Origin of the sequence: Kitasatospora sp. NPDC002551 (assembly GCF_040296005.1) — a bacterium.
Taxonomy (GTDB): Bacteria; Actinomycetota; Actinomycetes; order Streptomycetales; family Streptomycetaceae; genus Kitasatospora.
The window spans coordinates 146,834-163,143 of sequence record NZ_JBEOWI010000009.1; the positions used below are offsets into that span (position 1 = coordinate 146,834).

General features: G+C 75.6%; 13 protein-coding genes. 9 read left to right on the plus strand and 4 right to left on the minus strand.

Annotation, left to right across the window (positions count from 1 at the left end; all coding sequences use genetic code 11):
* Positions 1–113: 113 nt before the first annotated feature.
* Both ABT093_RS11810 and ABT093_RS11815 read right to left on the minus strand, forming a co-directional pair.
* Entirely contained in the window at positions 114–779 is a 666-nt protein-coding gene (locus ABT093_RS11810; protein ID WP_350563049.1) for a response regulator, read from the minus strand.
* Positions 776–2,014, minus strand: coding sequence for a sensor histidine kinase (locus tag ABT093_RS11815; RefSeq protein WP_350563051.1), 1,239 nt, complete (start codon positions 2,012–2,014; stop codon positions 776–778). The genes ABT093_RS11810 and ABT093_RS11815 overlap by 4 nt, the downstream gene beginning before the upstream one ends.
* A 135-nt stretch (positions 2,015–2,149) precedes the next feature.
* Between ABT093_RS11815 and ABT093_RS11820 the strand changes: the two genes are divergently transcribed.
* From ABT093_RS11820 to ABT093_RS11830, 3 genes are all read left to right on the plus strand, one after another.
* Positions 2,150–3,079 carry an ABC transporter ATP-binding protein gene (locus tag ABT093_RS11820; protein WP_350563053.1) on the plus strand — a complete coding sequence of 310 codons (930 nt, stop codon included), beginning with the start codon at positions 2,150–2,152 and terminating at the stop codon, positions 3,077–3,079.
* Positions 3,076–3,960 carry an ABC transporter permease gene (locus ABT093_RS11825; protein ID WP_350563055.1) on the plus strand — a complete coding sequence of 295 codons (885 nt, stop codon included), beginning with the start codon at positions 3,076–3,078 and terminating at the stop codon, positions 3,958–3,960. Before ABT093_RS11820 ends, ABT093_RS11825 begins: the two co-directional genes overlap by 4 nt.
* Positions 3,961–4,209: 249 nt before the next feature.
* The gene (locus tag ABT093_RS11830; RefSeq protein ID WP_350563057.1) at positions 4,210–5,865 is read left to right on the plus strand and encodes an MFS transporter; all 1,656 of its coding nucleotides are present in this window, start codon (positions 4,210–4,212) and stop codon (positions 5,863–5,865) included.
* A 58-nt stretch (positions 5,866–5,923) separates the two neighbouring features.
* Here ABT093_RS11830 and ABT093_RS11835 read toward each other — a convergent pair whose 3' ends face one another.
* Positions 5,924–6,943 (minus strand): tellurite resistance/C4-dicarboxylate transporter family protein, encoded by a 1,020-nt coding sequence (locus ABT093_RS11835; RefSeq protein WP_350563059.1) that lies wholly within the window; start codon positions 6,941–6,943, stop codon positions 5,924–5,926.
* Between the two features lie 123 nt (positions 6,944–7,066).
* Between ABT093_RS11835 and ABT093_RS11840 the strand changes: the two genes are divergently transcribed.
* From ABT093_RS11840 to ABT093_RS11865, 6 genes are all read left to right on the plus strand, one after another.
* A complete protein-coding gene (locus tag ABT093_RS11840) occupies positions 7,067–10,798 on the plus strand; it encodes a nitrate reductase subunit alpha (protein WP_350563061.1) in 3,732 nt (1,243 codons plus the stop codon).
* Positions 10,798–12,429 carry a nitrate reductase subunit beta gene (gene narH, locus ABT093_RS11845; protein WP_350563063.1) on the plus strand — a complete coding sequence of 544 codons (1,632 nt, stop codon included), beginning with the start codon at positions 10,798–10,800 and terminating at the stop codon, positions 12,427–12,429. Before ABT093_RS11840 ends, narH begins: the two co-directional genes overlap by 1 nt.
* Positions 12,426–13,037, plus strand: coding sequence for a nitrate reductase molybdenum cofactor assembly chaperone (narJ, locus tag ABT093_RS11850; protein ID WP_350563065.1), 612 nt, complete (start codon positions 12,426–12,428; stop codon positions 13,035–13,037). Before narH ends, narJ begins: the two co-directional genes overlap by 4 nt.
* Positions 13,038–13,051: 14 nt before the next feature.
* Positions 13,052–13,777, plus strand: a complete 726-nt coding sequence (narI, locus tag ABT093_RS11855; RefSeq protein WP_350563067.1) for a respiratory nitrate reductase subunit gamma — start codon at positions 13,052–13,054, stop codon at positions 13,775–13,777.
* 70 nt (positions 13,778–13,847) lie between these two features.
* Positions 13,848–13,991 carry a hypothetical protein gene (locus ABT093_RS11860; RefSeq protein WP_350563069.1) on the plus strand — a complete coding sequence of 48 codons (144 nt, stop codon included), beginning with the start codon at positions 13,848–13,850 and terminating at the stop codon, positions 13,989–13,991.
* Between the two features lie 166 nt (positions 13,992–14,157).
* Positions 14,158–15,138, plus strand: coding sequence for a helix-turn-helix transcriptional regulator (locus tag ABT093_RS11865; protein WP_350563071.1), 981 nt, complete (start codon positions 14,158–14,160; stop codon positions 15,136–15,138).
* Between the two features lie 18 nt (positions 15,139–15,156).
* Here the strand turns inward: ABT093_RS11865 and ABT093_RS11870 are convergent, their stop codons facing one another.
* Positions 15,157–16,128: an alpha/beta hydrolase gene (locus tag ABT093_RS11870; RefSeq protein ID WP_350563073.1), complete on the minus strand. Its 972-nt coding sequence runs from the start codon at positions 16,126–16,128 to the stop codon at positions 15,157–15,159.
* Between the last annotated feature and the right edge of the window lie 182 nt (positions 16,129–16,310).

Genomic DNA, 16,310 nt, shown 5'->3' on the forward strand with positions numbered 1-16,310 from the left:
GAGGAGCCGGCCCCTCGGCGATCCATGCCGTCGCCTCTACCGTCCTCCCGGGCGTCCCGGGCGGCTATCCCCGCCGCGTCCGTTTCCCCGCCGCGCCCGCCGGGCCGGGGAACTCACCGGGGGAGGGGGACCAGGCCGGACTCGTAGGCGAGGATCACCAGGTGGACGCGGTCGCGGGCGGCCAGCTTGGTGAGCAGGCGGGTCATGTAGGTCTTCACGGTGGCCGTGCTGAGGACGAGTTCGGCGGCGATCTCGGTGTTGGACAGGCCACGGCCGACGAGGGTGAGGATCTCGCGTTCGCGGTCGGTGATGCCGGTGAGGCGGTGGTCGGCCCGGGGCGCGGCGGCGGGGCGGGCGGCGAACTCGGCGATCAGGCGGCGGGTGACGCTCGGGGCGATGAGGGCGTCGCCGGCGGCCACCACGCGGATCGCGGCGAGGATGTCGTCCAGGGCCATGTCCTTGACGAGGAATCCGGAGGCCCCGGCGCGCAGGGCGGCGTGCACGTTCTCGTCCTCGTCGAAGGTGGTGAGCACGACGACCCGGGCCGTGCCCGGTGCGGCCGTCACCCGGCGGGTGGCCTCGATGCCGTCGAGGACGGGCATCCGCAGGTCCATCACCACCACGTCGGGCCGCAGTTCGCCGGCGAGCCGGACGGCCTCGGCGCCGGTGGCGGCCTCGCCGACCACCTCCAGGTCGGGTGCCTCGGTGATCACCATCTCCAGGGCGGCGCGGACGAGCGGCTGGTCGTCGGCGAGGAGGACGCGCACCGGGGGAGTCATCGGGCCTCCTCCGGGACCGGCAGCCGGGCGGCGACCCGGAAGCCGCCGCCCGGGCGCGGCGCGGCGTCGAACTCGCCGTGCAGCAGGGCGACCCGTTCGCGCAGGCCCGCCAGGCCGTACCCGGCGCCGGGTGCAGGGGCGGTGCCCCGGCCCCGGCCCCGGTCGGTGACCTCGATGGCGAGTTCGGCCGGCCGGTGGTCGACGGTGACCCGGCAGGACGGGGCGCCGGCGTGGCGGACCACGTTGGCGACCGACTCCTGGACGATCCGGAAGGCCGCCAGGTCGATCTCGGCGGGCAGCGGCCGCCGTTCGCCGCGCCGGCGGACGTCGACCCGGACGCCGGCGGCCGTGGTGGCGGCGGTCAGCCGGTCGAGGTCGGCCAGGCCGGGCGGATGGAGGGAGGCGGCCGCGGCGGTGCCGGGGTCGTCGGCCCGGCGCAGCGCGCCGAGCATCCGGCGCAGCCCGGCCAGCGTCTCCCGGCCGGCGGACTCGATCTCGGCGAGGGCCTCGCGCGCCCGGTCCGGCCGGGTGTCGATGACCCGGCGGGCCGCGCCCGCCTGGAGGGCGACGATGCCGATGCTGTGCGCCACGGTGTCGTGCATCTCGCGGGCGATCCGCAGCCGTTCGGCGGTGACCGCCTCCGTCGCCGCCCGGGCGCTCAACGCCTCGGCGTGCACCCGGGACTGGTGCACCGAACGGCCCACCAGCCAGGCGATCACGGCGATCAGCACGCCGGCGTCGTTGGTGCCGATCCGGGTGCCGGTGAGCAGCAGGCCGCCGCCGAGGGCGGGGGAGAGGATCAGATGGAGGATCAGCACGCCGAGCACCATGGTGAGCACGGCGCGCGAGGTCCGGCGCGGTTCGGCGGCCGTGACCAGGCACAGGGCGGCGGCGACCGCGAGCAGCGCGGTCGGCGGCAGTTCGAGCTCCCAGCGCCAGGCCTTGGTCTGCGCCACGGTGGCGGCGAGCAGGAGGGCGACGGCCGTGCGCGGCCGGCGGCGCAGCAGGGCGGCGGCGAGGAACGCGACGGGGGTGGTGAGGGCGGCGCTCGCCCAGTCCTGCCGGACGGCCGGCGCGGGGCCGCCGTCCGGGGCGGTCCCGCGGAGGGAGCCGGCGCCGGGGGCGAGCGACGGGTAGAGCAGCGAGACGCACCACGCGAGCGCCGTCCAGGCGCCGGGCGGCACCTGTCGTAGGCGGGGCGGGAGGATCGGCGGGGACGGGGGCGCTTCGGACATGCGGTGATCGTAACGAGGCGGCGTGCGGCGCGGCATCGGACCACGGGTGTACGACCACGGGTGACAGCGGGGCCCGTCACGGTGTCGGCCCTGGTCCGATGCGCCGCCCGGCCGTCCGGCGGCACCGTGGACGGCATGATCGAAGTGCACCGACTGACGAAGCGTTACGGCCGCACCACCGCCGTCGACGACCTCACCTTCACCGTCCACCCGGGCCAGGTCACCGGGTTCCTCGGCCCGAACGGCGCCGGGAAGAGCACCGCGCTGCGGCTGATCCTGGGCCTGATCGAGCCCACCGGCGGGACCGCGACCGTCGGCGGACGCCCGTTCCGCGAGCGGCCGCGCGGTCTGCGGCACGTCGGCGCGCTGCTGGACGCGGGCGACGTGCACGGCGGTCGCAGCGGACGCGCCCATCTGTGGGCACTCGCCCGGGGCAACGCCCTGCCGCGCGGCCGGGTGGACGCGGTGCTGGAGGAGGTCGGGCTCGCCGGGGCGGCCGGACGGCGCATCGCCGGGTACTCGCTCGGCATGAAGCAGCGGCTCGGCATCGCGGCGGCGCTGCTCGGCGATCCGCCGGTGCTGCTGTTCGACGAGCCGTTGAACGGGCTGGACCCGGAGGGTGTGCGCTGGGTGCGCGGCCTGTTCCGCCGACTGGCGGCGGAGGGGCGGACGGTGTTCGTCTCCAGCCACCTGATGAGCGAGATGGAGCACACGGCGGACCGCCTGGTGGTCATCGGGCGCGGCCGGCTGATCGCCGCCGAGACGGTGACCGAGTTCGCCGCCCGGGGCGCGGGGCCGGACGGCGCCCGGCCGGGGGCGAGCGTCCGGACGACCGAACCCGGGGCGCTGGCGGACGTCCTGACGGCGGCCGGGGCGGCGGTGGCACCGGGTGACGGCGAGGGCGCGCTCGTCGTCACGGGCCTGGACGCGGCCCGGATCGGCGCGCTCGCCCTCGACCACCGGATCCCGCTGTTCGAACTGACCGCCCGCACGGCCTCCCTGGAGGAGGCGTTCATGGCGCTGACCGCCGACCGCGTCGACCACCCCGCAGGAGGAGCACGATGACAACGAGCACGACGACCGGCAGTACCGCGACCGGCAGTACCGCGACCGGCAGCGCGGCGACCGGCGCCGCCACCGACCCCCGGCCGCGCTTCGGCGACCTCCTCGCCGCCGAGTGGATCAGGTTCCGGTCGCTGCGCCCGATGCCCTGGGTGCTCGGCGCAGGCGCGCTCGTCCTCGTCGCCGTCAACCTCAACGCCGCGCGCTACACCTACCAGCACACCGGGCCCGACGGCCCGCCGCCCGGGTCCGGGTACGTCGGCGTGGCGGTGAACGTCTCGTTCACCGGGATGTCCGCCAACCTCCTGATGCTCCTCGCGGGCGGCGTCGGCGCGGCGGTGATCGTCGGCGAGTACACGACCGGGATGATCCGCACCACCTTCGCCGCCGTCCCGGACCGCCGGGCGGTGCTGCTGGCCAAGGCGGGCGTGCTGGCGGTGGTCATGCTCGGCTTCGGCGTGCTCGTCTCGGGGGTCTCCTTCGGCCTCGCCCAGGCGCTGCTGGGCCGGCGGCACGCCGGGGTGTCGCTCGCCGATCCCGGCGTGCTGCACGCCGTCGCCGGGGCCGCCGCCCTCGCCCCGGTCTGCGCACTGATCGGGTTCGGGCTGGGGACGCTGGTCCGGCACGCCGCGGCGAGCGTGGTCACCACCGTGCTGGTGCTGTTCCTGCTGCCCGCCTCGTTCAACGAGGACCACCGCTGGTCGGCGGCGATCGCGCACGCCATGCCGTTCACCGCGTGGCGCCGGCTGGCCGAGGCCGACCCGACCCACGTCCTCCAGCCGCCGTACCCGGCGACGGTGACCGGATCCTGGCTCGCCTTCGCGGGCTGGGCGGTGGCCTCCGTCCTGGCCGCGGCGGCCGTCGCCCACCGCCGGGACGTCTGACCGCCCGCCGGCACGGACGGCCGGGAGAGGCGTGCCGCACCGCCGCGCGGCGCGGCCGGACGATGACCCCGGGGCGCCCGGGCCCGCGGTGCGGCCCCGTGCGCTCGCGGGGCACCGCCCGTGCGCTCAGGGGCATGCCGGGGTACCCGGCCCGTCCTAGCCTGCGGAGCACCGACGCAGGGCCGCCGCACCCCCCGGCCGCCGTACCGTCGGGCCCGCGCCCCCCCCCCCCACCCGCAACGGACCGGTATGAGCACAGAGACGACCACCCCCGCCCGACGCCCGGCGGACGACTCGGCGTGGGCCCCGCTCGCGTCCCGGGTCTTCCGCGCCCTGTGGATCGCCCAACTCGTCTCCAACGTCGGCAGCTGGATGCAGACCGTCGGCGCCCAGTGGCTGCTGGTCGGCCACGACGCGGCCCTGCTGGCCCTGGTGCAGACCGCCGCGAGCCTGCCGGTCGTCCTGCTGGCACTGCCCTCCGGCGTGCTCGCCGACCGCCACGACCGGCGCTCGGTGCTGGTCGCCGCGCAGCTCGCGATGCTCGCCGTCACCACCGCGCTCGCGGTGCTGGCCTTCGCGGACGCGCTGACCCCCGGCCCGCTGCTCGGCCTCACCTTCCTGCTCGGCTGCGGCACCGCCGTGATGGGCCCGGCCTGGCAGGCCGTCCAGCCGGAGCTGGTGGAGCGCCGGCAGCTGGGGCAGGCGGCCGCGCTCGGCGCCGTCAACATGAACCTGGCGCGGGCGGTCGGTCCGGCGGTCGGCGGCGCGGTGGTCGCGGCGGCCGGCGCGGGCTGGGTGTTCGCCTTCAACGCCGTCTCCTACCTCGGCGTCCTCACCGTGCTGCTGCGCTGGCACCGGAGCGCGCCGCAGGACGGGCCGGCCGGCGGGGACGAGGGACTGCTGGCCGCCGTCCAGGCCGGCCGCCGCTACATCCGGCACGCGCCGGGGGTACGGCGGGTGCTGCTGCGCACCGCGCTGTTCGTGCCCGGCGCGGGCGCGCTCTGGGCGCTGCTGCCACTGGTCGCGAGCCGCTCGCTCGGCCTCGGCTCGGGCGGCTACGGGCTGCTGCTCGCGGCGGTCGGCGTCGGCGCGGTGGGCGGGGCGTTCGCGCTGCCGCTGCTGCGGCGCCGGCTCGGGGCCAACGGCACCCTGGCGGCGGGCACGGTCGTGCTCGCCGGGGTGCTGGCCGTCCTGGCGACCGTCCGGCTGCCCTGGCTCGTCGGCCTCGCCCTGCTGCCGGCCGGCGTGGCCTGGATCGGTGTGCTGTCCACCCTCAACGCGGCGGTCCAGACCCGGCTGCCCGGCTGGGTGCGGGCCCGCGGCCTGGCCGTCCAGCTGCTGGTGTTCCAGGGCGGCCAGGCGCTGGCGGCCCCGCTCTGGGGCGTGCTGGCCGACCGTCACGGGCCGGGCACCGCGCTGCTCGCGGCCGGCGCGGTGCTGCTGGCGGGGGCGCTGGGCGCGCGGCGGCTGCCGCTGTACGACGGCGACGGGGTGGACCCGACGCCCTCCGACCACTGGCCGAGCCCCCCGCTGGTGGTCGAACCGGACCGCGCCGACGGACCCGTGCTGGTCACCGTCGAGTACCGGGTGGAGCCGGAGCAGCGGGCCGCCTTCACCGGGCGGATGCGCCGGGTCGCCGCCGCGCGCCGCCGCACCGGGGCGCTCAGCTGGGGCCTGTTCCAGGACGGCGGCGAACCCGAGCGGTTCGTCGAGACCTATCTGGTCTCCTCCTGGGCGGAGCACCTGGCCCAGCACGGCGGCCGGCTCACCGCCGCCGACCGCCGGGACGAGGAGGCCGCCCGGGCCCTGCTACGCCCGGGGACCGCACCCGAGGTGACGCACGCCTTCGACGTCTCGGCGGGGCCACTGGCGCCGGCGGCCTCCGCCCCACCGGTCCCGCGGTGATCGTCGCCCGGCCGCTCTCCCCGCCTCCCCGGCCCTGACTGACGACCGTCGGGGGACGTCAGTCGTCCCGCACAGGGACGGCCCGGGCGGCTGCGCCGCCACCGGCCCGGGCATCCGCCGCGTCCGGCCCGCGCCGCAGCCGGCGCAGCGCGCCGACGGCGACCACCAGCCACACCGCCGCCGCCACCCACAGCAGCGCCCGGCCGAGCGGGTCCAGCCAGTCCACCCCGGCGGCCGCCGAGGCCGACAGCGAGGCGACCGCCGTCATGCCCAGCGGGAAGACCGTCGACCAGCGGCGCAGGTCGTAGCGGAGCCGGGGCCGCAGCACCTCGGCGACGGCCAGCACCGCGTACCAGGCCAGCGCGACGCCCAGCAGCACCAGCGTCACCACCCGCAGCGCGGTGTGCCCGCCGCCGTCCCACACCCCGGAGGCGAGCAGTTTGGAGGCGGCCAGCGCGGAGATCGCCATCGCTCCGCCGGCCACCCAGTGGTCGCCCGAACCCGCCGTCACCTGGCGCAGGTCGAAGCGGACGAGCGCGTCCCCGTACAGCACCAGGCCGAGGGCGAACACCGGCAGCGCCGCCCAGGCCAGCCAGTCGGCGGTGTGCGGGGCGAGGGTGGCGGCGAGCACGGCCAGGCCCTGGGTGGCGACGCAGATCAGGAACGCCGCGCCCGGCAGCCGCCGGCCGAGGTGGCGCAGCACGGAGGTCAGCAGCACCGGCCAGGAGGCGGCGGCGACGACGAGCAGCGCCGCGGCGGCGGCCGTCCAGCCCAGCTGGTCGAGGCGGACCCCGAGCACCGTGGTGGCGGCCACCGCGGTGAGCGCGGGCGGGGTCTGCGCCCGGGCCGTCCAGCCGCGCCGGTCGCCGAGCAGCAGGGCGGTGAAGGCGAGGGCCAGCAGCAGCCAGAGCAGCCCGGCGATCCAGAGGTCCGCGACCGACAGGGCGTCGAAGCCGGCGAGGTGGAAGCCGACCGAGACGATGCCGGTCGCCATCACGGCCGCGCCGGTCGCGGGCGGGACCGCGTCCCAGCGCAGGCCCCGCCGCCCCGCCGGGGCCGGGCCGGTGCGTTCGTCCATGGCTCCATGGCACCGCCCGGACCCGGGCCCGGCCACCGGGCGGCGCCGGACCGGGGCCCCGGCGGCGGCCGGGTCACCCGGTGGAACCCCTTCCGGGTGCGGCGGCGCACCGGCGCGGTTTCGATGGGCACACGGTCCGGCCCGGAAGCGGAGGGTGTCAACGTGCGCGAGCCGACGAGCGAGCCCGGTGCCGCGTTCCTGAAGGCGGGCCGCTTCTTCCGCCCCGGGACGCCCGCGCCCGACCTGCACAGCGTCCGGCTCACCGGCGGGCGGGCGGCCGACGCCTTCTACCGGGACCGCTGGAGCCACGACAAGGTCGTGTACTCCACCCACGGCGTCAACTGCACCGGCTCCTGCCGCTGGAAGGTCTTCGTCAAGGACGGCGTCATCACCTGGGAGACCCAGGCCACCGACTACCCCTCCGTCGGCCCCGACCGCCCCGAGTACGAGCCGCGCGGCTGCCCGCGCGGCGCCGCCTTCTCCTGGTACACCTACTCGCCGACCCGGGTGCGCTACCCGTACGTGCGCGGCGTGCTGCTGGAGCTGTACCGGGAGGCGCGGGCGCGGCTGGGGGACCCGGTGGCGGCCTGGGCGGAGCTCACCGGCGACCCGCGGCGCCGCCGCGCCTACCAGCAGGCCCGCGGCAAGGGCGGCCTGGTGCGCACCGGTTGGGACGAGGCGGTGGAGATCGTCGCCGCCGCGCAGGTGCACACCGTGAAGGCCTACGGCCCGGACCGGATCGCCGGGTTCTCGCCGATCCCGGCGATGTCGATGGTCTCGCACGCGGCCGGCGCCCGCTTCCACTCGCTCATCGGCGCCACCATGCTCTCCTTCTACGACTGGTACGCGGACCTGCCGGTGGCCTCCCCGCAGGTGTTCGGCGACCAGACCGACGTGCCCGAGTCGGGCGACTGGTGGGACGCCGCGTACCTGATGATGTGGGGCTCCAACGTGCCCGTCACCCGCACCCCCGACGCGCACTGGATGGCCGAGGCCCGCTACCGGGGCCAGAAGGTGGTGGCGGTCTCCCCGGACTACGCGGACAGCACCAAGTTCGCCGACGAGTGGCTGCACCCCCACCCGGGCACCGACGGCGCGCTCGCCCTCGCCATGGGCCATGTGATCCTGCGGGAGTTCTTCGTCGAGCGCACCACCCCGTTCTTCGACGACTACGTCCGCCGCTTCACCGACCTGCCCTTCCTGGTCACCCTGACCGAACGGGACGGCGCGTACACCCCCGCCAAGTTCCTGCGCGCGAGCGACCTCGGCGACACCGGCGAGGGCGCCGACTGGAAGCTCGCCGTCCTGGACGGGGCGACCGGCCGCCCGGCCGTGCCCAACGGCTCGCTCGGCTTCCGCTGGACCGCCTCCGGCGAGGGCCGCTGGAACCTCGACCTGGAGGAGCTGCGCCCGCGGCTGACCCTGCACGGGGAGGCGGGCACCACCCCCGTCGAGGTGCTGCTGCCGCGCTTCGACACCGACGGCGGCGCGCACGGCCAGGGCCGCGGCGACACCGTCCGCCGGGGGGTGCCCGCGCTGCGCCTGGAGGGCGGCGCGCTGGTCACCACCGTCTACGACCTGCTGCTCGCCCAGTACGGCGTCGGCCGTGAGGGGCTGCCCGGCCGCTGGCCCGCCTCCTACGACGACCCGGACACCCCCGGCACCCCCGCCTGGCAGGAGCGCCACACCTCGGTGCCCGCCGCCCAGGCCGCCCGGGTGGCACGGGAGTTCGCCCGCACCGCCGAGGAGTCCCGGGGCCGCTGCATGATCCTCATGGGCGCCGGCACCAACCACTGGTTCCACTCCGAGACCATCTACCGCACCTTCCTCGCCCTGCTCGCCCTGACCGGCTGCCAGGGCCGCAACGGTGGCGGCTGGGCGCACTACGTCGGCCAGGAGAAGTGCCGGCCGATCACCGGCTGGGCGACCCTCGCCGGGGCCTCGGACTGGTCCCGCCCGCCCCGGCAGGCGATCGGCACCGGCTGGTTCTTCCTGCACACCGACCAGTGGCGCTACGACACCTACCCCGCCGACGTGCTGGCCTCCCCGCTCGGCACCGGCCGCTTCCGCGGCCTGGCCACCGTCGACCTGCTGGCCCGCTCCGCCCGCCTCGGCTGGATGCCCTCCTACCCGACCTTCGACCGCAATCCGCTCGACCTCGCCGACGAGGCCCGCGCCCTCGGCCGCGACCCCAAGGACCACGTCGTCGCCGAACTGCGCGCCGGGCGCGTGAAGTTCGCCTGCGAGGACCCGGACGCCCCGGCCAACTGGCCCCGGGTGCTGACGCTGTGGCGGGCCAACCTGCTCGGCTCCTCCGCCAAGGGCGCCGAGTACTTCACCCGGCACCTGCTGGGCACCCACTCCTCGCTGCGCGCCGAGGAGGCCGGCGAGGACGTGCGCCCGCGCGACGTCCGCTGGCACGCCGAGGCCCCCGAGGGCAAGCTCGACCTGCTGCTCTCGCTGGACTTCCGGATGACCTCCTCCACCCTGCTGTCCGACGTCGTGCTGCCCGCCGCCACCTGGTACGAGAAACACGACCTCTCCTCCACCGACATGCACCCTTACGTGCACTCCTTCGCCCCCGCCGTCGACCCGCCGTGGCAGGCCCGCACCGACTTCGACGCCTTCCACGCGATCGCCGCCCGCTTCGGCGAACTCGCCCAGGGCCACCTGGGCACCCGGCACGACCTGGTCGCCACCGCCCTGCAGCACGACACCCCCGGCGAGACCGCCCAGCCCGGCGGCACCGACCTGGACTGGCGGGACGGCGCCTGCGAGCCCGTCCCCGGTGTCACCATGCCGAACCTCGCCGTCGTGGAACGCGACTACACCGCGGTGGCGGCCAAGATGGCCTCCCTCGGCCCGCTCGTCGAGCGACTCGGCCTGCCCGCCAAGGGCGTGGTGCTGCACCCGGGGGAGGAGGTCGAGCAGCTGAAGGCCCGCAACGGCGTGGTGCGCGGCGGCCCCGCCGACGGCCGACCGGCCCTGGACACCGCCGTCAAGGCCGCCGACACCGTGCTCGCCCTCTCCGGCACCACCAACGGCCGGCTCGCCACCCAGGGCTTCCGCACCCTGGAACGGCGCACCGGACGGGAGCTGGCGCACCTGGCCGCCGAGCACGAGGGCCGCCGGATCTCCTACGCCGACACCCAGGCCGCCCCCGCCCCGGTCATCACCTCGCCCGAGTGGTCCGGCAGCGAGTCCGGCGGGCGCCGCTACAGCCCGTTCACCCTCAACACCGAGCACCTCAAGCCCTGGCACACCCTCAGCGGACGCCAGCACTTCTTCGTCGACCACGACTGGATGCACGAACTCGGCGAGGCCCTGCCGGTCTACCGGCCGCCGCTCGACATCCGCCGCCTGTTCGGAGAACCGGCCCTCGGGCCCGACGGACAACGCGAGGTGACGGTCCGCTACCTCACCCCGCACAACAAGTGGTCCATCCACTCCGAGTACCAGGACAACCTGTTCATGCTCGCGCTCTCCCGGGGCGGGCAGGTGATCTGGATGTCGGTCGAGGACGCCGCCGCGATCGGCGTCGCCGACAACGACTGGATCGAGGCGGTCAACCGCAACGGCGTCGTCGTCGCCCGCGCCGTCGTCTCGCACCGCATGCCGCCCGGCACCGTCTACATGCACCACGCGCAGGAGCGCACCGTGAACGTGCCCCGCGCCGAGACCGGCGGGCGGCGCGGCGGCATCCACAACTCGCTGACCAGGGTGCTGCTCAAACCCACCCACCTGATCGGCGGCTACGCCCAGCTGTCCTGGGCGTTCAACTACCTCGGACCGACCGGCAACCAGCGCGACGAGGTGACGGTGATCCGCCGACGCGGCCAGGAGGTGCGGTACTGATGCGCGTGATGGCCCAGCTCGCCATGGTGATGAACCTCGACAAGTGCATCGGCTGCCACACCTGTTCGGTCACCTGCAAGCAGACCTGGACCAACCGCCGGGGCACCGAGTACGTCTGGTTCAACAACGTCGAGACCCGCCCCGGCCTCGGCTACCCGCGCCGCTACGAGGACCAGGAGAAGTGGCGCGGCGGCTGGCGGCTCGACCGGCGCGGCCGGCTCAAACTGCGCCAGGGCGGGCGGCTCCACAAGCTCGCCTCGATCTTCGCCAACCCCGTGATGCCCACCCTCCAGGACTACTACGAGCCCTGGACGTACGACTACCGCGCCCTCACCGACGCCCCGCTCGGCGAGGACTACCCCGTCGCCCGGCCGCACTCGCTGATCACCGGCCGGCCGATGGCCGTCGAGTGGTCGCCCAACTGGGACGACGACCTCGGCGGCGCCCCCGAGCACGCGGCCGCCGACCCCAACGTCGAGCGGATGCGCCGGGAGGTCGGCGAGCGGATCCGCTTCCAGTACGAGCAGAGCTTCATGTTCTACCTGCCCCGGATCTGCGAGCACTGCCTCAACCCGGCCTGCGCCGCCGCCTGCCCCTCCGGCGCGATCTACAAGCGGGCCGAGGACGGCATCGTCCTCGTCGACCAGGACGGCTGCCGGGGCTGGCGCCAGTGCGTCACCGGCTGCCCGTACAAGAAGATCTACTTCAACCACCGCACCGGCAAGGCCGAGAAGTGCACCTTCTGCTACCCGCGCACCGAGGTCGGCCTGCCCACCGTCTGCTCCGAGACCTGCGTCGGGCGGCTGCGCTACCTCGGCGTGCTGCTCTACGACGCCGACCGGGTCACCGCCGCCGCCTCCGTCGAGGACGAACACGACCTCTACGAGGCGCAGCTGGGCGTCTTCCTGGACCCCGGGGACCCGGAGGTGCGGCGCGCCGCCGAGCGCGACGGCGTCGCACACGACTGGATCGAGGCCGCCCGCCGCTCGCCCGTGCACGCGCTCGTCAGCACCTACCGCGTCGCGCTGCCGCTCCACCCCGAGTACCGCACCCTGCCGATGGTCTGGTACATCCCGCCGCTCTCCCCGGTGGTCGAGGAGGTCGCGGCGGCCGGGCACGACGGCGAGGACGCCGGGAACCTCTTCGGCGCGATCGACGCCCTGCGCATCCCCGTCGAGTACCTCGCCGGACTCTTCACCGCCGGCGACCCCGGCCCGGTGCGCGCCGCCCTCGACCGGCTCGCCGCGATGCGCGCCCACCAGCGCGCCGTCAACCTCGGCCAGGAGCCCGACCACGCCGCCGCCGAGGCCGTCGGACTCGACGCCACCTCGATCGAGGGCCTCTTCCGGCTGCTCGCGATCGCCAAGTACGAGGACCGCTACGTCATCCCGACCGCCGCCCGCGCCGACGCCGAACGGCTGGAGGAGTCCGCGCTGCCCGCCGGCTGCGGCCTCGACCACGCCGACGGGGAACCCGGCGGCGCCGACGGCCCGTTCGGCGCCGGATCGGGACGGCGCTCGCTGCCGCTGGTCACCGTCGAGACCTTCCACGGGCTGCGCCGGCGCCAGAACGCCGACCGCCCGGCGCCGCCCGGGGACGCCGCCGACTCGCGCGAGGAGCCCTCGCTGTGAGCGCCGACCCGCGGGCGCTGGTGCGCCGGGCCGCCGCCGACTGCCTCTGCTACCCGGACGCCCCGCCGCACCCGCTCGCCGAACTGCTCCGGCCGGTCCGCCACACCGCCGCCGCGCCGCTGCGGGCCTTCCTCGGCTGGGCCGGCGGCCGCCCGCTCGGCGAACGCGCCCGCCACTACGTCGAGGTCTTCGACTTCACCCAGCGGCACAGCCTGCACCTCAGCTGGTGGACCGACGGCGACACCCGGCGGCGCGGCGAGGCCCTGCTGCGCTTCAAGGCCGCCTACCGGGCGCACGGCCTGGAGTTCACCGGCGAGGACCTGCCCGACTTCCTGCCCGCCGTCCTGGAGTTCACCGCCGCCACCGGCGACGAGACGCTGCTGCGCGGGCACCGGCCCGCCCTGGAACTCCTGCGGCTCGCCCTCACCGAGCACGGGACGCCGTACGCGGACGTGCTCACCGCCGTCTGCGCCACGCTGCCCGGGGCCTCGCCCAGGGACCGCGCCGCCGCGCTGGCGCTGGCCCGCGGCGGGCCGCCGCGCGAGGAGGTCGGCCTGGACGTCCCGCCCTACGGGCACCTCGGCCTGCTGCCCGTCCTGCCCACCTGACCGGAGAACCACCGATGGACACCTTCCTCTGGGGCGCGCTGCCGTACATCGCGGCCGCCCTGCTGGTCTCCGGACTCGTCTGGCGCTACCGCTACGACAAGTTCGGCTGGACCACCCGCTCCTCCGAGCTCTACGAGTCCCGGCTGCTGAACATCGCCTCCCCGGTGTTCCACTACGGCATCCTGTTCGTGCTGGCCGGCCACCTCATGGGCCTGTTCGTGCCGGCCTCCTGGACCGACGCCGTCGGCCTCGACGAGCACGCCTACCACCTGCTCTCGCTCTTCGCCGGCTGCGCGGCGGGCTTCCTGGCGGTCGCCGGCATCCTCGTGCTGCTCTACCGCCGGCGCCGCAACCCCGCCGTGCTGCGCGCCACCACCCGCAACGACAAGCTGATGTACGTGGTGCTGCTGGCGGCGATCGTGCTCGGCCTGGTCGCCAAGCTGATGCACTCCTCGCTCGACTCCGGCTACGACTACCGCTCCACCATCGCCCCGTGGGCCCGCAGCCTGTTCACCCTGAGCCCCGACGTGGACCGGATGGCGGACGTGCCGGTCGCGTTCCAGGTGCACGCGGTGGTCGGCCTGCTGCTGTTCGCGCTGCTGCCCTTCACCCGCCTGGTGCACATGTTCAGCGCCCCCGTGCAGTACCTGTTCCGCCCGTACATCGTCTACCGCGGCCGCGATCCGCGGCAGCCCGCCGGCAGCCCGGTGCGGCGCGGCTGGGAGCAGATCGACGACTGACCGCCGCCCGTTGTCGGTGGCGTGTGCCACGATCCGTTCCGAACACACCGCGCACGGAACGGAAGCGACCATGAGCACCACCATCGACCGGGCAGGGGTGGCCGAGCTGCCCTGGGCGCGGTTCTGGCAGCTGATCGGCCTGATCGGCGTGGGACCACGACACCGCTACGACTACGAGTCCTGCTCCAACCGGGAGGGATGGCCGAACCTCTGAAGCGCACGGGAGCGCGCCCGGGACAGCTCCACCGTCCTCCGGTACCACCTGTGAGTGCACGACTTCTTGCCCGGGAGTGCCCCCCTCCGCCCTGGAAGTCCGCCGCGGCCGAAGGCGCCGGCCGGTGCGGCAGACTGGCTGGAAACGATCTTCCAGGGGAGACTGTGTGCTGCTGCTCGACCTCGACACCGTGCCGCCGCGTGAACGGGTGGAGGCGTTCCATCACGCGCTGACGGACTCGCTGGTGCCCAACGACGTCGCCCACGAGGAGCCGGAGCGCGGCATCCACGCGCGCATGGAGCTCTGGCGGGTCGGCGGGCTGGACCTCTTCGCCACCCGGAACTCGGGCTTCGAGGTGCGGCGGACGGCCCAGCACGTACGCCACCACCGGAGCAGCCCGGTGGTCTCGGTCTCGCTCCAGCCCCTGGGTGTGCACCGGGCCCAGATCGCGGGCCGCCGGGAGATCCTGGGCTCCGACGACATCTGCGTCTTCCACGAGCTGTCGCCCCGGGTGTACGGCTGGTCCGGCGACGGGGCGTCCCAGTCCGTCATGTTCGACATGCACCGCCTCGGCGTGCCGGTGGACACGGTGGTGAGGGCGTCCCTGCAGCTGCGCGCGAGTCCGATGTACGGCCTGGTGCTGCAGCACCTGCGGGGTGTGTGGCGCGATCCCGGCCGGCTGGAGGCCGATCCCGGCGCGCAGGCGCTGGCGTCCGCGACGACGGAACTCGTCCGCGCCCTGCTCCTGTCGGCCGCGCACGCCGAGGAGAGCGCCGAGGTGAGGTCGACGATGGACGACACCCTGCTCACCCGGATCATGGCTTTCGCGCGCTCCCACCTCGCGGACCGCGACCTGACGCCGGAGCGGATCGCGGCCGAGCACGCCGTCTCGGTCCGCCGGCTCTACGCGCTGCTCAGCGGGGCGGGGATCAGCCTGGAGCAGTGGCTCATCGCGGAGCGGCTCGGGAAGGCGCGGCGCATGCTGGCCTCCGCGCGGTACGACCGGCTGACCATCGCCGCGGTCTCCGCCCGGTGCGGGTTCGGCAGCCCGAGCCACTTCAGCCGCCGCTTCCAGGCGGCCTACGGGGTGTCCCCGAGCGAGTGGCGGCGGCTCGGCGGCACCCTCCCCGTCGACGGGCCGGCGTGACCTGACGGGAGGGCGCCGTCAGGTGTGCAGGGCGGTGTGCAGGGTGTCCGTGATCTGAATGCGGGCCGCCCCGGACGCCTCCGTGCCCCGGAGCAGGTCGAACAGGACGAATCCGTGGATCGTGCCGTGATAGCGGACCGACACGACCGGCACGTCCGCCTGCCGCAGCCGCGCCGCGTACGCCTCGCCCTCGTCGCGCAGGACGTCGGCCTCGGCGGTGATGACCAGCGCGGGCGGCAGGCCGGCGAGGCACCGCAGGGGCGCGCGCAGCGGTGAGACGGCGCCCTGCGCGCGGTCCCGCGGGTCCGGGGCGTACCGCTGCCAGTAGTCGCGCATGACGGCGCGGCTCAGGAAGTACCCCTCCGCGAACCGGTGGTAGGAGGGCGTGTCCATCGCCGCGTCGGTCACCGGGCAGACCAGCACCTGGTGACGAAAGCCCGGCCCGCGGCGCTCCCGCGCCACGAGGGCGAGCGCGGCCGCGTGCTGGGCGCCCGCGCTGACGCCGACGACCGCGAGCCTGCTGCCGTCCAGTCCGCACCCCGCGCCGTCGCGCGCCAGCCACCCGGCCACGGCGTAGGCCCGCTCGACGGCGGCCGGGTGGCGGGCCTGCTCCGGTGCGTCGTACTCGGGCACCACCACGGCCGCGTCCGCTCCGAGGGCCAGATCCGTCACCAGCTGCCGGTGCGCGTGGGCGTCGGTGAGCATCCAGCCGAGCCCGTGCAGGTAGAGCACCACCGGCAGCGGCCCGGGAGCACCCGCGGGACGCAGGATCCTCACCCGGATGCGGCTCCCCTCCTCTCCCGGCAGCGCCAGCCACTCCTCCTCGACCTCGGGCTCCTCCGGGCCGCCGTTCCAGAGGGCCGCCATGCGGGCCCTGGACGCGGCGCCGTCGGCGCCCGGGGGAGCGGGCCAGCGACAGGACTCCAGGAAGGCACGGGTCTGCCACCCGAGGACGGGCGGCACCCAGGGAACCTGAACGTCTTCTTGCACGAGCACTCCTCGACAGGGGGCGGTTCACGCTCCGGTCCACGCCTCCCCCGGGAGACCGGGGCGGTGCCGGCGACACGACCGGGCGACACCGCGGCCATCAGCCTGAGGCAGGTCCGCGCCGGATGCACCCCGGCCCGGCATCCCCCGCAGAGACGGACAAGAACCGTGCACCGTGGGGCATC

Excerpts from the sequence above, each read along its gene's own strand:
- ABT093_RS11810 (WP_350563049.1), bottom strand. The coding sequence starts at position 779 with ATGACTCCCCCGGTGCGCGTCCTCCTCGCCGACGACCAGCCGCTCGTC.
- ABT093_RS11815 (WP_350563051.1), bottom strand. The coding sequence starts at position 2,014 with ATGTCCGAAGCGCCCCCGTCCCCGCCGATCCTCCCGCCCCGCCTACGA.
- ABT093_RS11820 (WP_350563053.1), top strand. The coding sequence starts at position 2,150 with ATGATCGAAGTGCACCGACTGACGAAGCGTTACGGCCGCACCACCGCC.
- ABT093_RS11825 (WP_350563055.1), top strand. The coding sequence starts at position 3,076 with ATGACAACGAGCACGACGACCGGCAGTACCGCGACCGGCAGTACCGCG.
- ABT093_RS11830 (WP_350563057.1), top strand. The coding sequence starts at position 4,210 with ATGAGCACAGAGACGACCACCCCCGCCCGACGCCCGGCGGACGACTCG.
- ABT093_RS11835 (WP_350563059.1), bottom strand. The coding sequence starts at position 6,943 with ATGGACGAACGCACCGGCCCGGCCCCGGCGGGGCGGCGGGGCCTGCGC.
- ABT093_RS11840 (WP_350563061.1), top strand. The coding sequence starts at position 7,067 with ATGGGCACACGGTCCGGCCCGGAAGCGGAGGGTGTCAACGTGCGCGAG.
- narH (WP_350563063.1), top strand. The coding sequence starts at position 10,798 with ATGCGCGTGATGGCCCAGCTCGCCATGGTGATGAACCTCGACAAGTGC.
- narI (WP_350563067.1), top strand. The coding sequence starts at position 13,052 with ATGGACACCTTCCTCTGGGGCGCGCTGCCGTACATCGCGGCCGCCCTG.
- ABT093_RS11860 (WP_350563069.1), top strand. The coding sequence starts at position 13,848 with ATGAGCACCACCATCGACCGGGCAGGGGTGGCCGAGCTGCCCTGGGCG.